The sequence below is a fragment of the Nonomuraea sp. NPDC051191 genome, from assembly GCF_044455665.1.
GTDB lineage: Bacteria > Actinomycetota > Actinomycetes > Streptosporangiales > Streptosporangiaceae > Nonomuraea.
The window spans coordinates 230,101-242,809 of sequence record NZ_JBITEZ010000009.1; the positions used below are offsets into that span (position 1 = coordinate 230,101).

The following is a 12,709-nucleotide window of genomic DNA, read 5'->3' on the forward strand; positions in this document are numbered from 1 at the left end:
CCGGGCGCCCGCCGGGGCCGTCAGGGGGTGCGGAAACCCCGGAAGGTCACGGGCCCGCGGGTCCGGAAACCGAGCCGCTCGTAGAGGGCGATCGCGCCGGTGTTGGCCTCGGCCACGTGCAGGAAGGGACGGTCGCCGCGGGCCAGGACCCGCGAGACGAGGGCGCCGACCAGGCGGGCCGCGTGCCCGCGGCCGCGCGCCTCGGGCGCGGTGCAGACGGCGCTGATCTCGGTCCAGCCCGGCGGCCGCAGCCGCTCGCCCGCCATCGCCACCAGCTTCCCGCCGTCGAAGACGCCGAGGTAGACGCCCATCTCGCGGGTACGCGGCCAGAACGGCCCCGGCCGCGTCCGGGCGACCAGGTCGAGCATCTCGGGGACGCTGTCGACGCCCAGCTCGGCGACCTCGCCGGACCCGGCGGGAGGCGGGCCGCCGGGCCAGATCAGCCGGCGTCCTTCGACGGAGAAGACCGGCTCCCAGTCCGGCGGCGGGGTCGCCGGGAGGCTGAACAGGTCGGCCAGCTCACCCGGCCCGAGCAGCCGGGCGAGGTCGGCCCACACCCGCTCGTCCGGGTCGGCCGGCACCGAGCAGAAGGTCGCCACGTCCTGCCGGTACGCGACCGCGTCGCCGAGCCGGCGGGCGAGGTGCGCGTGGCGCCCGCGCAGTGACGCGCCCACCGGGTCGTCGAGCGGGTGGGCGTCGCGGTCCGCCATCAGGATGTGCCTCTCGGGTCGTGCGGGACGGGACGGGAAGCCCTCCCGGCGCGGGCCATCCTAGTGACACCGTTGTCGGCGCCCTCGCGCCAGGTCAGGAGCGGGCCGTGCCCTCGATCGCCTGCCGCATCTCCGACGCGCCGTACCGCATCCGCAGGCCGACCTCGGCGGCCCGCGCGTGGGGCAGCACGTCGGTGACCCAGATCAGCCGGCCCGCCCCCTCGCCCTCCGGCCGGACCTCGAAGGAGGCGTGGTGGTGCTCCAGCGGCGGCCTCGCGCCGTCCACGACCGCGTAGGCCAGGCGGCGGGCGTCGTCGTCGATGGCCAGGATCAGCTCGCGGATCACGTGCCCGTCGGGGAACGTGAGGAAGCGCTGGTCGCCCTCCATCCGGGTGTCCTCGACGCGGCCGGGGAGCAGCCGTTCGTGCACGGCTCCGACGTCGCGCAGGACGTCCCAGATGTGGTCGGGGGAGGCGTCGACGACGATCTCGTGCCGGATGGAGGCCATGCGGGGGAGCTCCTCGGGTTTGTTTACGTCCTTCATTGTGAAGTGCTTCGCTATCTTATCGCCCGGGGCCTTCAGCGCACGTTCCAGTCCTCCTTGCGGGGCGGGTAGACGAAGGTCTGGTGGTGGGCCCAGTCGCCGCCGATGACGCGGTAGTCGTGCGCGGCCTCGCTCTCGGGATGATCGGGGCCCACGTCGACCTTGTCGGCGATCGACCAGACGCCGTTGATCCGGTGCTCCACGGTGTAGAGGAACTCGTTGAAGCCCGAGGCGGACACGCACTCGTTCACGACGGTGAGCGCGCGCCGCCCCGCCGTCAGGGCCGGCGGCAGGTCGACGATCTGGTTGCGCCACTTGTGGACGCCGTCCTCCAGCAGCGGCCGCCAGTGCGCCGCCGGGGCGCCGTCCACGGTGATGGTCGCGTGTTGCAGGCCGACGCCCGCGTCCAGGCGGCGGGTCAGCCGTACGCCGGTGTTGGCCGGGCTCACACTGACCGTGAACCGGCTCGACCCGCCCCGGGGGAACGCGCGGCCGTCGTCGGTGACGATGTGATCGGGATCCACGGCCTGGTCGGGGACCCGCTCGGGCGGCGCCTCGGGCCGGGCCGTCATCCGCAGCGCGACGACCACGGCCAGCACCAGCGCGGCCGCCGCGGGAACGGCGACCGCCGCGACCAGGACGGCCCGCCGACGACCACCTCCGGTCAGGACCGCCCGCCGCCCGCGTCCGTCTCCGGTCAGGACCGCCCGCCGCCGGCGCCCGCCCTCGTCCACGGCCGGTCCCGCCGGGGCGGCCGCGGACGTCGGCGCTGTGCCGGTGGGCGTCGGCGAGGCGCGACCGTCCCAGGCCCCGGCGGGCAGGCGGCTGATCCGCACCCGGTCCCAGGCCCGTTCCCACGCCGGGAGGTCATGGTCGGGCACCCGGCACCCCCGCAGGAACGCCACCATGACCGCCTTCTTGGGAAAACGCCGCCCGGCCAGCATGTCGGCGCAGGTGCTGCGCGGCAGCCTGGTCCCGCCCGACCTGTCGGCCCGCGCCTGCAACTCCCGCAGCGACACGTCGGCCCGCGCGAACTGCTCGGCCAGCAGCCTGACCAGATCCTCATGACAGGTCACCGACTCGGGCCCGGTGGCCGCCGCGGCGCCCGGCGACTGTCCGCCGCCGTGGACCTCGCTCATCGCTGTCAACCCCGCCCTCTCTCGACCGGGCCGTAAGGCCACGCGGACCAGCGACAGAAAGTGTACGGACGCTCGCACTCCGTGTCCGGTCGAGCCTTCTTCGTCCAGCCGCCCGCGAGCGGCGGCGCCCAGGCCGTAGGAGCGGTCCGCGGAGGCGCGGGCCGGGGTCAGGCGCGCTTCTCCTGGGGTTCGCCGGCCAGCCAGTCCCAGCTGGTGATCGTGGTGCGCATCAGGCGGGCGGCGGTGGACAGGTGGCTGTCGGCGCCCCAGAGCAGGGTGAGCGTACGGCGGCAGTCGGGGTCGTCGACGTCCACCCAGGCCAGGGGCGCACGGGTGGTGGAACGGCGGGCGAGGGACGGGACGAGGCCGATGCCGAGCCCCGCGCCGATCAGGTCGGCGATGGCGCTGGGCTCGTCGCCCTCGCAGACGACCCTCGGCGTGCGGCCCCTGGCGGCGAAGAGGCGGTCGAGCAGCCGGCGCTGCCAGTGTCCCTTGCGGGCGGTGACGAAGGGCTGGCCGGCGAGCTCGTCGATGGTCACCGACGCACGGCCGGCGAGCGGGTGGTCGAGCGAGGTGGCCAGCCCCACCGGCTCGTCGAGCAGCTCGACCGCCTCCAGGCCGTCGGCGTGGATGGGCTGCGAGGCGACGCACAGGTCGAACTCCTGGGCGCGCAGGCGGCGGCTCATGTCGTCGGCGGGCGCCCAGTGCAGCTCGACCTCGACCGAGGGATGGGCGCGCTTGTAGGCCGCGAGCGGCCCGGTGAGGGTCAGGAAGGTCTCCGACGCCAGCCGTACGGTGCCGAACCCCTCGCCGGCGGCCTCGGCGACGGCTCGCCGTCCGGCGTCGAGCTCGCCGAGGGCCCGTTCGACGAAACCGAGGAACAGGCTGCCCGCGCCGTTCAGCCGGAGCCGGCCGCCGCGGTCGAACAGCGGCGTGCCCAGCTCGTTCTCCAGCCGCGCGATCGTACGGCTCAGCGACGGCTGCGCGACGCGCAGCTCCTCGGCGGCGGCGCTGAGGTGTTCGAGCCGGGCCACCACCAGGAACTGCCGGAGCGCGTTCAGATCCATCATGCCTCCCAACGCATAACACCATAGCAATACAGATCTTGGACAAGATAACCGGGAGGCCATAGCGTCGGAGCGTTTCACGAGGACGAGACGAGGAGGACCCCCGATGCTCACCGTGGTCGACGGGCCGGGAGCCGACGCCCGGCGGCGTACGGCACCCGTGGCCTGGACGTTGCGAGCGCTGGTCAGCGCGCACATGGCGGCGATCGCCGGGCAGCCGGTGTTCGCCGGCGTCTACCTGACCGGCGACTACGACAGCCTGCGCTGGCACTCGATCGGCGCGGACGTGGTCACCTCCGTCGGCTACCTCCAGCTGATCGTGGCGATCGTGGTGTGGGTGCGGCTGCGCAGGTCCGGGCCCTTCCTGGCCACGGCGGCGGTGGTGGCGGCCGAGACGGTGCAGTACTTCGCCGGGCTCGACGGCGCCCTGTGGCTGCACATCCCCCTGGGGGTGATGACGGTCGCCGCGCTCACGGTGCAGTTCATCGACGTCTGGCGCCGCCCCTTCCCGCGACGGGAGACCCCCGATGCCTGAACAGGACAGGCGGATCATGGGCGTGACCAGGCGGCAGGCGCTCGGCATCGGCGGCGCGCTCGGGCTGATGGCGGCCACCGGGCTCGGCACCTCGGCCGCGATGGCCCGCCGGCCCGCGACCACCGGCGCCGAGCTGCGCAGCGACCTGCCGCTGCCGCCGCCGTTCCAGGTGCCGCTGCCGATCCCGGCCGTGCTGGCGCCGTCCGGCACCTCGGGCGGCGCCGACCGGTACGAGATCGTCCAGCGTGAGACGACGCTGGAGATCCTGCCCGGCGTGCGGACCCGGGCCTGGACGTACGGGGGCACCTTCCCGGGGCCGACGATCGAGGCGCACCGAGGCCGGCCGATCACCGTGACGCACCGCAACGACCTGCCCGTGCCGACCGTCGTCCACCTGCACGGCGGACGCACCCCGGCGGCCTCCGACGGCTACCCCACCGACCTCGTGCTGCCCGAGGGCTGGACGGAGCCCACCATGCACCCCGGCATGCACACGGCGCACGGCTCCGGGATGGGGAACATGCGCGACCCCCGGGCCGTGCTGAGCAGGCGGACGAGGGACTACACCTTCCCGCTGGACCAGCGGGCGACGCTGCTGTGGTACCACGACCACCGGATGGACTTCACCGCCCCCGCGATCTGGCGCGGCCTGGCCGGGCTGCAGATCGTCCGCGACGACGCCGAGAAGGCCCTCGGCCTGCCCTCGGGGCCGCGCGAGCTGCCGCTCATGATCGCCGATCGGGCGTTCACCGCCGAGGGCGAGCTGGCCTACCCCGCCCTCGACCCCACCCTGCGGGAGCGGCCGGGCGTGCTCGAACCGTACCTCGCCGGGGTGCTCGGCGACGTGATCCTGGTCAACGGCGCCCCCTGGCCCGTGCACGAGGTGGACGCGGCCCGCTACCGGCTGCGCCTGCTGAACGCCTCCAACGCCCGCCACTACGAGCTCGAAGCCGTGCTCGACGACGGGCGGCGGCTCGACCTCGTCCAGATCGGCGCCGACCAGGGGCTGCTCGCGTCCCCGGTCACCCACCGGTTCCTGCCGATCGCGCCGGCCGAGCGGTACGACGTGGTGGTGGACTTCGCCAGTGTCCCGGTCGGCGGGCGCGTCCGGATCGTCAACCGGCTCGGCTCCGGCCGTACCCGGGACGTGATGGCCTTCCGGGTCGCGCGGGCCGCGGCCGACGACAGCAGGGTCCCGCGCGTCCTGTCCACCGACCTGCCCGAGTGGCGGCGGGCGGACGCCGTACGGGTGCGCGAGTTCTCCTTCCGCGCGGGCCGCATGGACGACGGCCACGGCTGGCTGATCGGCGGGCTGCCGTTCGACCCCGCCCGGTCCGACGTCACCGTGGGCCTCGGCGACGTCGAGGTGTGGCGCATGGTCGCCGACGTCCACCACCCCGTCCACCTGCACCTGGTCGGCTTCCGGGTGCTCTCGCGCAGCGGCCGGCCGCCGTTGCCGCACGACGCGGGGCTCAAGGACACCGTCTCCCTGCGTCCGGGCGAGGCGGTGGAGATCATCACCCGGTTCGACGGCTACCGCGGCCGCTACCTCTTCCACTGCCACAACGCCGAGCACGAGGACATGGCGATGATGGCCAACCTCCAGGTCGTCTGACCCTCCTCGGTCCCGTTCACAAGGAGATTTCCCATGCCCGCCGATCCCGGCATCGTCATCATCGGCGCCGGCCTCGCCGCCGCCCAGGCCGCCCGGGCCCTGCGGCTCGACCACGGCTACGACCGGCCGATCACGCTCGTCGGCGACGAGCACCCCCTGCCCTACCACCGTCCCGCACTGTCCAAGGGCTACCTGCTGGGCACCACCGAGGCCGCCGAGCTGGACGTCCTGGAGCCGCGCTTCTACGCCGCCCAGGACGTCGCGCTCGCCCTCGGCGCCCCCGCCACCCTGCTCGACCTGGACGGCCGGCGGGTGAAGCTGGGCCGCAACGTGGAGCTGCCGTTCAGCCAGGTACTGATCGCCACGGGCGCCCGCCCGCGCCGCCTCCGGGTGCCGGGCGCCGACCTCGACGGCGTGCACTACCTGCGCGACCGCCAGGACAGCGAACGCCTCCGCGACGCCCTGCGCGCGGCCTCCGACGTCGTCGTCGTGGGCGCCGGCTGGCTGGGCTGCGAGGTCGCCGCCGCCGCCCGGACGCTCGGCGTCCGCACGACCGTGGTCGACCCGCTGCCCACGCCGCTCTACCACGTGCTCGGCGACCGGCTCGGCGGCGTCGTCGCCCGGCGGCATCTCGACCACGGCGTCGAGCTGCTGACCGGCGACGGTGTCGAGGCGGTGCTCGGCACGCGCTCGGTCGAGGCCGTGCGCACCGTCGCCGGGCGGCGCGTCCCGGCCGACCTCGTCGTCGTCGCCGTGGGCGCCGTCCCCAACACCGAGCTGGCCGAGGCGGCGGGGCTGCGGGTCGACGGCGGCATCGTCACCGACGGACGTCTGCGCACCTCGCACCCGGCCGCGCTGGCCGCCGGCGACGTGGCCCGCCACCGGCACCCCCGCTACCTGAAACCGGTGCGGATCGAGCACTGGGACAACGCCGTCGTCCACGGGACGGCCGCCGCGGCCACGCTGGTGGGCGAGCCGGCGACCGTCGACCACGTCCCGTACTTCTTCTCCACCCAGTACGGGTCCACCCTCGAATACGTCGGTCTCCCCACCACCTCGGACCGCGTCGTCACCAGGGGCGAGCCCGGCGAGCCCGGGTTCACCGCCTTCTGGCTCGACCGCGGCGTCCCCGTGGCGGCCATGACCATGGACGGCCAGGGCGCCGCCGGTCACCTCCGGGCCCTGGTCGCCGCCGGGCACACCGCCGATCCGCGGCGGCTCGCCGACCCGGGCGTCCCCGTGGCGGACCTCCTGCCGTACGCCCCCGCCGATGCCTCCTGAACGGCGGCGGCCCGGCCTCAGACGCGGACGACCGCCGTCCGGGCATGCCCGCGGCTGCCGCCGACCTCGATCTTGACCGCCCGCTTGGACCGGCGCACGCCCCGGTCGCCCTCCTTGACCGACTTGACCGGCCACGGCAGCTTGATCCGCACCTCGTCGGCGGTCCTGGACGGGTCGGAGACGGCCAGCCGTACCCGGTGGCGGTCGCGGCGCAGCAGCAGGGCGCACGGGCCGTCGGCGGCGAGCGGCCCGTGCGGCGTCTCGACGGCCCCCGCGCGCCAGAACACGGCGGCGAGCAGGTCGCCCCTGGCCACGGCCTGGACCGTCCTGGAGTTGGCCAGGACCTCGACCCGGCGGCGGTAGGCCGCGGTCTGCTCGGCGGTGGCGTCGGGCAGCACGGCGTAGGCGTAGCGGGCCCTGCGCGGATCGACGCCGTGATCGACGACGATGGTCGTGTAGTGCCTGGAGACGGGGGTGCGGTCGCCGCCGGTGGTGGCGCCGGTGTCGATGTCGCGCCAGCGGCCGGTGCGCTTCTCGCGGATCACCTTCGCCTCGGCGCCGTCGAGCAGCGCGTACCCGGCCACTCCGGACAGGTGGACCCAGCCGTCGCCGCGGGTCAGCGGGGGATGGGCGCCGTGGGTGTTGCGGTTCTCCACGACGGTCTCGACGCGGCGGCCGTCGGAGGCGGTGATGCCCGAGCCGAGGGCGATCACCCCGTCGTCGAGCAGGAACCACGCCTTCCTGGCCCGCAGCGAGGAGCCGTCGGCGATCAGCTTCATGGCCGCCACGCCGTACTCGCCGTCGAGCGCCACGCCGCCCGCCCACGGGGTGGGCGGCAGGCGGCGCGCGCCGTGCGGGAGGTCGGCGCGCCTGCGGGTGTCGACCGTGGTGCCCGGCAGCCGGTACGGGTCGATCGTCGGCCACAGGTCGTCGTTCCAGTGGGTGAGGTCGGCCGTGTAGAGGTACGTCATGCCGTCGCCGGTGTACCAGCCGTGCAGGTTCTCCTGGTTCATGCCCTCGGCCGCGCCGATGCGCTCCGAGCTCATCGCGATCGCGTACGCCCAGGTGGGACGCCGGTGCACGACCCGGTCCATGTCGGCGAAGACGAAGGTGCCGGTCGTGCGGGGGCCGACCGGGACCGACGCGTCCGCCAGCAGGGCCTCGGCCCGCGCGACGCTCGCCAGCGGGGCGACCGTGGCGTACGGGACGGCCTGGTTGCGGGTGAGCCAGCCCTTCACCAGCGGACGCCAGCGCCGGGCGTGGCGTTCGGGCGCCGTCTCCAGCAGCGTCAGGATGGCCTCGACCGCCTTCTGCCCCGAGTGGTGGTCGCGATGGCCCTGCACCGAGATCTGCCGGCCGCGCACGCAGTCCATCATCAGCCCGTCGAAGATGAACGGCGTGAACGAGCGGTCCACGATGTCGTAGACCTTGCCGATGCCGTCGATCTCCCACGGCGACCTGGCGAGCATGGCGATCAGCTTGGCCACGCTCTCCAGGTAGTCCACGCCGTAGCTGCCGTTGTAGGGGTACACGTCGTGCTGGATGAACGACCCGTCCCGGTAGAAGCCGTCGCCCGGCCCCCCGGTGCGGCGCAGCAGGTCGGAGACGGCGTTCCCGGCCCGCTTGATCAGGCGGGCGTCGTGGGTGAGCAGCCCGCGCATCGCCACCGCCATGGCCTTGCTCGCCCGGTTGGCGCCGGTCTCGACCACGCCGGGGTGGCTGACGCGCCGCTCGGGGTCGGGGCACCAGTGGCGCAGCGGGCGCAGCCAGCGGTGCAGGCTCTTCCTGGGCAGGCCGTCGTAGAGCAGGGCGCAGGTGTCGGTCAGCGCCCGGGGGACGCCGATCTCCCACCAGTACCAGTTGCTGCCCCGGCGGTCGAGGCCCTCGCGGTAGGCGTGCTCGTACAGGAAGTCCAGCGCGTCGGCCGCGGTCTCGGCGACCCGCTGGTCCCGGTGCATGTCGGTGCCCGGCGTGGCCCAGCCGAGCGCCAGCGTGCGCATGCGGTTGTAGGCGCGGTTGAAGTTGCCCGTACGGGGGTCGTCGAGCGGCAGGTCGGGCCACAGGCTCGGACGGCCGGGGGTGGGGTTCATCTTGCGCAGCACCGCGTTGGCCGAGCCCTCGACCGCTCGCGTCTTCTCCAGGTAGGCGGGGTCGTACGTCGCACCGGCCAGCAGGCTCACCCATCGCTCCCGGGCCGCGTCGAACGCCGCGGCGCCGGCCGCCTCGGCCGGCCTTTCCCACAGGGCGATTCCGGCCACGGCCGCGGCCCCCAGCAGGGCGGACCGGCGGCTGAGGGGGTGGATCATGGAAGCCTTTCGATGATCGGCCAACTACCAGATGAAATGATCCTATGTCGGAGAGAAGTGCGATCATTTCGCCTTCGCCATGGGTTACCCGGCATAGAGCGTATTGAACTGTTCGCTCTGGCGATCGATCATCGAGGTCAGTAGCGCTTCCTCGTGTCAGAGAGGATCTCCATGATTCGCCGCGCATCGCTGGCCGTCCTGCTCGCCCTCGGCACCCTCACCATCATCGGCTCGCCCGCCCACGCCCGCGCCTGCCAGATCGACTACCACTGCGAGACGTACTACTACAGCGACTCCTCCCGCACCACGCTGGTCGGCGTCAAGTACGAGAACTGCGTGGGCGACGAGACGTGGGTGGGCACCCGCGGCTCGTACCCGGAGTTCTACGAGACCCCCTGCTAGCGGGATCGGCGAAGGGGACGACGCGCTGCCGGTCGCGCGTTCCCCGGCGGGCCCGGCTGCACCGGCGGGGTGTTCCGCAGGCGCACCCCGCCGCTGCGCCCGATCGCCCGGCACCGACCGCCCTCACACGGTGATCACGATCTTCCCGAACGCCCGGCCCGACGCGTAGTGGCGGTAGGCGTCGGGAGCCTGGTCGAAGGGGAAGACGCGGTCGATGACCGGGCGCAGCCGGTGGGCCTCGACGAGCCGGTTCATGGCCAGGAACTGCGCCCGGCTGCCGACGGCGATGCCCCGCAGCGTGGCCCCCGCGTTGAAGACCGCCCGCGGGTCGAGGGGCGGCGGGTCGCCGACGACGAACCCGACGCTGGCGACCTGCCCCGCGATCGAGGCCGCCGTGAGCGACAGCCCCAGGTCGCCGGCGACGTCGACGATGTACTCCGCGCCCCGCCCGGAGGTCAGCTCGCGGACGCGGGCGGGCCAGTCGGGGGTGGCCCGGTAGTCGACGACGTCGTCGGCGCCCAGCTCGTACAGGCGTTCGGCCTTGGCCGGGCTGCTGGTCGTGGCGATCACGCGGGCGCCCAGCGCCTTGGCGAACTGCAGCGCGAACAGCGACACCCCGCCGGTGCCCTGGGTGACGACGGTCTGGCCGGGCAGCGGGCCGGTGCCGTCGCCGGTCAGGGCGTTCCAGGCGGTGACCGCGGCGCAGGGGAGAGTCGCGGCCTCCTCGTAGGACAGGTGGGCCGGGATCGGCACGAGCGCGTGCTCGTCGAGCAGCGCGTACTCGGTGAGCATGCCGTCCAGCGAGCCGCCGAGCTGCGGCAGGTGCCGGAGGGCGAACGGGCCGTCCTGCCAGCTCGGGAACAGGGTGGCGGTGACCCGGTCGCCGACGGCGACGGACTCGACGCCGGGGCCGGTCGCGACGACCTCGCCGGCGCCGTCGGAGACCGGCACCACGTCCGGCTTGACGGGGAGCACGTAGTCGCCGCGCAGGATCATCAGCTCGCGGAAGCTGAGGGAGGTGGCGCGCACCGCGACCACCACCTGCCCGGGGCCGGGGGAGGGGACGGGGTGTTCCTTGATCGACAGGCCGTCGACGCCGGCTCCGCTGTCGACGTGGTAGCTGCGCATGACGTCCATCAGGCGCTGGCCAGGGGGACTTCGCCGGCGGTCTTGCTGAAGCCGAGGGCCTCGACGATCCGTCCGTCGCGGATGCGCATGAGGTTCACGCCGCTGACCCAGTCGGAGGGGCCGGTGCCGTAGCGGTAGTGCCAGTGGATGGTGGCCCGGTCGCCGGCGATGATCACCTCCTGCGGCTCGAACCTGCTGGTGAGGTCGTCCACGAGCGCGCCCCACCACTCAAGGCACGCCTCGCGGCCGGTGACGCGTTCGCCGGTGGGGGCCGGCTGGACGGACTCCATCACGCAGTCCTCGGCGACCAGGTCGTCGAGCAGGCCGCGGTCACGCTCGACGAAGGCGCGGTTGAAGCGCTCGATGACGTCGGCGGTGGAAGGGAAGGACACGGTTCCTCCAAGTGGAAGCCGGTAGATCGATCGGTCTATCTATGTATATCGACCGGTTGATCTACTCGTCAACCCGTGGCAACCTGGGTTCCATGACAGTTCGTACGGGACCCGGCCCACGGGAGCGCCTGCTGGAGGCCGCCGACCGCCTGATCTACAGCCACGGCGTGAACATCGGCGTCGACGCCCTGCTCAAGGCGGCCAACGTCGCCCGCCGGTCGTTGTACGAGCACTTCGGCGGCAAGGACGGCCTGATCGTCGAGGTGCTCCGGTCAGCCGCCGCCGCCGACGCCGCCGACTACCGCCACACCATGGACGCCGCCGGCCACGACCCGCGCGAGCGCCTGCTGGCCGTCTTCGACCGGCTCGGCGAGATCGTCGGCATGCCCGGGTTCCACGGCTGCCGCTACCTGGCCGCCGACCTCGGCCTGGCCGATCCCGCGCACCCCGCGCACGAGGTCACCCGCGACTACCGGCGGCAGGTGCACGAGCTGCTGGCGCGCGAGCTGACCGCGCTCGGCCACCCGCGCCCCGACCACGGCGCCGACCAGCTCCTCATCCTCATCGACGGCCTCCTCGCCGTCGGCGCGACCCGCCCCGGCACCTCCCCGGCCGCCGCCGCCCGCGAACTCGCCGAACACGTCATCACCCCCTGACGAACTCCGAGCGGGCACGGAGACCGGCTACCGGGCCGCCACGGTCAGGGTGGTGCACGGGGTGGCGGCCTCGGGGCCGTGCAGGTCGAGCGTGAACCCGTCCGCGGTCCGGCGGCCCCGCAGCCGCGCCGGCCGACCGCAGAACAGCGGCCTGTCGTTCCGGTGTCCCACCCGCGTCACCCGCTCGGCACGTCCCTCCAGCCGGAGCGTCTCGGCCAGGGCGAGCGTCATGAGCGGCCCGTGCACCACCAGGCCGGGATACCCCTCCACCCGGGTGGCGTACGGCCAGTCGTAGTGGGCGTCGCGGCAGGTCGACGGGCGGCAGGAACGAGCCGCGCACCGGATGCCCGTCGCCCCCGATCACGGACGAGACGGGCCACCGCGCCAACGCCGCCCAATGCCACAACGGCGGCAACTCCGCCCCCCGCCCGGGGACGGGCACACCGTCGTCGAACAGGGCCGCGAGCGCGGCGACCGGCGACGGATCGACCAGCTCGTCACTGACGACAGTGGACGGCTCCCACCCCGGATGCCCTCACCCGCGACCATCATCCGCCCACGGTACGCCGCACCTGCCGGGATCGCCCTACTTCACGCCCCCCGCCCCGCCGCCGGACGTCGGCGTCCACGAACAGGTCCGCCAGATGGCATCTCCCGGCGTGCCAGACGCCGGCGTGGAACACGTAGTGCGCGATGCCGACCAGGTCGCCGTTCAGGCGGGCGGCGATCCCGTGTGTCCGGTCGTCGTCGAGCAGGCGTCGCCAGGTTCGTTCGTAGGCGTCGTCGCCGCGTTCGACCTCGAAGTACGCGTCTTTGCCGCGGGCCGGCGCCTCCCAGGGGGCGCGGTCGGACCCGGTCAGGAAGTCGATCTCCACCATGACGCCCAGCCTGCCGCAGGGCCGGTGCGCGTGGAGCTCGGGTTCTGTCGGGAAGG

At 73.9% G+C, this 12,709-nt stretch carries 14 protein-coding genes; 5 read left to right on the top strand and 9 right to left on the bottom strand.

The window, feature by feature from the left end; translation table 11 throughout:
- Positions 1-20 precede the first annotated feature (20 nt).
- The 4 genes from ACIA8R_RS26520 to ACIA8R_RS26535 all read right to left on the bottom strand — a co-directional run bounded on the left by ACIA8R_RS26520 (position 21) and on the right by ACIA8R_RS26535 (position 3,463).
- On the bottom strand, positions 21-710 hold the full coding sequence (locus tag ACIA8R_RS26520) for a GNAT family N-acetyltransferase (protein WP_397040956.1): 690 nt from the start codon (positions 708-710) through the stop codon (positions 21-23).
- A 94-nt stretch (positions 711-804) separates the two neighbouring features.
- Positions 805-1,254, bottom strand: a complete 450-nt coding sequence (locus tag ACIA8R_RS26525; protein ID WP_397040958.1) for an SRPBCC family protein — start codon at positions 1,252-1,254, stop codon at positions 805-807.
- 35 nt (positions 1,255-1,289) lie between these two features.
- Entirely contained in the window at positions 1,290-2,393 is a 1,104-nt protein-coding gene (locus tag ACIA8R_RS26530; RefSeq protein WP_397040959.1) for a hypothetical protein, read from the bottom strand.
- A 167-nt stretch (positions 2,394-2,560) separates the two neighbouring features.
- The gene (locus ACIA8R_RS26535; RefSeq protein WP_364092056.1) at positions 2,561-3,463 is read right to left on the bottom strand and encodes a LysR family transcriptional regulator; all 903 of its coding nucleotides are present in this window, start codon (positions 3,461-3,463) and stop codon (positions 2,561-2,563) included.
- A gap of 103 nt (positions 3,464-3,566) precedes the next feature.
- Between ACIA8R_RS26535 and ACIA8R_RS26540 the strand changes: the two genes are divergently transcribed.
- Genes ACIA8R_RS26540 through ACIA8R_RS26550 form a run of 3 tightly spaced genes read left to right on the top strand, consistent with a single transcriptional unit; the run spans position 3,567 to position 6,891 of the window.
- The gene (locus ACIA8R_RS26540) at positions 3,567-3,995 is read left to right on the top strand and encodes a hypothetical protein (protein WP_397040961.1); all 429 of its coding nucleotides are present in this window, start codon (positions 3,567-3,569) and stop codon (positions 3,993-3,995) included.
- Positions 3,988-5,610, top strand: a complete 1,623-nt coding sequence (locus tag ACIA8R_RS26545; protein WP_397040962.1) for a multicopper oxidase family protein — start codon at positions 3,988-3,990, stop codon at positions 5,608-5,610. Before ACIA8R_RS26540 ends, ACIA8R_RS26545 begins: the two co-directional genes overlap by 8 nt.
- 33 nt (positions 5,611-5,643) lie before the next feature.
- The gene (locus ACIA8R_RS26550; protein WP_397040964.1) at positions 5,644-6,891 is read left to right on the top strand and encodes an NAD(P)/FAD-dependent oxidoreductase; all 1,248 of its coding nucleotides are present in this window, start codon (positions 5,644-5,646) and stop codon (positions 6,889-6,891) included.
- 17 nt (positions 6,892-6,908) lie between these two features.
- On the opposite strand, the gene ACIA8R_RS26555 is transcribed toward ACIA8R_RS26550, so the two are convergent.
- Entirely contained in the window at positions 6,909-9,197 is a 2,289-nt protein-coding gene (locus ACIA8R_RS26555) for a polysaccharide lyase 8 family protein (protein ID WP_397040965.1), read from the bottom strand.
- A 171-nt stretch (positions 9,198-9,368) separates the two neighbouring features.
- On the opposite strand from ACIA8R_RS26555, the gene ACIA8R_RS26560 reads away from it, so the two are divergent.
- Positions 9,369-9,599: a DUF6289 family protein gene (locus ACIA8R_RS26560; protein WP_364092066.1), complete on the top strand. Its 231-nt coding sequence runs from the start codon at positions 9,369-9,371 to the stop codon at positions 9,597-9,599.
- Positions 9,600-9,722: 123 nt separating this feature from the next.
- On the opposite strand, the gene ACIA8R_RS26565 is transcribed toward ACIA8R_RS26560, so the two are convergent.
- Together ACIA8R_RS26565 and ACIA8R_RS26570 are read right to left on the bottom strand one after the other, a co-directional pair.
- Entirely contained in the window at positions 9,723-10,727 is a 1,005-nt protein-coding gene (locus ACIA8R_RS26565; RefSeq protein ID WP_397040967.1) for an NAD(P)-dependent alcohol dehydrogenase, read from the bottom strand.
- An 8-nt stretch (positions 10,728-10,735) separates the two neighbouring features.
- Entirely contained in the window at positions 10,736-11,119 is a 384-nt protein-coding gene (locus ACIA8R_RS26570; RefSeq protein ID WP_364092070.1) for a nuclear transport factor 2 family protein, read from the bottom strand.
- Positions 11,120-11,211: 92 nt separating this feature from the next.
- Here ACIA8R_RS26570 and ACIA8R_RS26575 point away from each other — a divergent pair, with 92 nt between their 5' ends.
- The gene (locus ACIA8R_RS26575) at positions 11,212-11,775 is read left to right on the top strand and encodes a TetR/AcrR family transcriptional regulator (protein WP_364092072.1); all 564 of its coding nucleotides are present in this window, start codon (positions 11,212-11,214) and stop codon (positions 11,773-11,775) included.
- A gap of 27 nt (positions 11,776-11,802) precedes the next feature.
- Here the strand turns inward: ACIA8R_RS26575 and ACIA8R_RS26580 are convergent, their stop codons facing one another.
- Complete coding sequence (locus ACIA8R_RS26580; RefSeq protein ID WP_397040969.1) at positions 11,803-12,045, bottom strand: hypothetical protein; 243 nt, start codon at positions 12,043-12,045, stop codon at positions 11,803-11,805.
- Positions 12,046-12,323: 278 nt separating this feature from the next.
- Complete coding sequence (locus ACIA8R_RS26585; protein WP_397040970.1) at positions 12,324-12,653, bottom strand: GNAT family N-acetyltransferase; 330 nt, start codon at positions 12,651-12,653, stop codon at positions 12,324-12,326.
- Between the last annotated feature and the right edge of the window lie 56 nt (positions 12,654-12,709).

Coding starts and splice junctions, on each gene's coding strand:
- ACIA8R_RS26520 (WP_397040956.1), bottom strand. CDS start 710: ATGGCGGACCGCGACGCCCACCCGCTCGACGACCCGGTGGGCGCGTCA.
- ACIA8R_RS26560 (WP_364092066.1), top strand. CDS start 9,369: ATGATTCGCCGCGCATCGCTGGCCGTCCTGCTCGCCCTCGGCACCCTC.
- ACIA8R_RS26525 (WP_397040958.1), bottom strand. CDS start 1,254: ATGAAGGACGTAAACAAACCCGAGGAGCTCCCCCGCATGGCCTCCATC.
- ACIA8R_RS26540 (WP_397040961.1), top strand. CDS start 3,567: ATGCTCACCGTGGTCGACGGGCCGGGAGCCGACGCCCGGCGGCGTACG.
- ACIA8R_RS26565 (WP_397040967.1), bottom strand. CDS start 10,727: ATGCGCAGCTACCACGTCGACAGCGGAGCCGGCGTCGACGGCCTGTCG.
- ACIA8R_RS26585 (WP_397040970.1), bottom strand. CDS start 12,653: ATGGTGGAGATCGACTTCCTGACCGGGTCCGACCGCGCCCCCTGGGAG.
- ACIA8R_RS26530 (WP_397040959.1), bottom strand. CDS start 2,393: ATGAGCGAGGTCCACGGCGGCGGACAGTCGCCGGGCGCCGCGGCGGCC.
- ACIA8R_RS26555 (WP_397040965.1), bottom strand. CDS start 9,197: ATGATCCACCCCCTCAGCCGCCGGTCCGCCCTGCTGGGGGCCGCGGCC.
- ACIA8R_RS26545 (WP_397040962.1), top strand. CDS start 3,988: ATGCCTGAACAGGACAGGCGGATCATGGGCGTGACCAGGCGGCAGGCG.
- ACIA8R_RS26535 (WP_364092056.1), bottom strand. CDS start 3,463: ATGATGGATCTGAACGCGCTCCGGCAGTTCCTGGTGGTGGCCCGGCTC.
- ACIA8R_RS26550 (WP_397040964.1), top strand. CDS start 5,644: ATGCCCGCCGATCCCGGCATCGTCATCATCGGCGCCGGCCTCGCCGCC.
- ACIA8R_RS26575 (WP_364092072.1), top strand. CDS start 11,212: ATGACAGTTCGTACGGGACCCGGCCCACGGGAGCGCCTGCTGGAGGCC.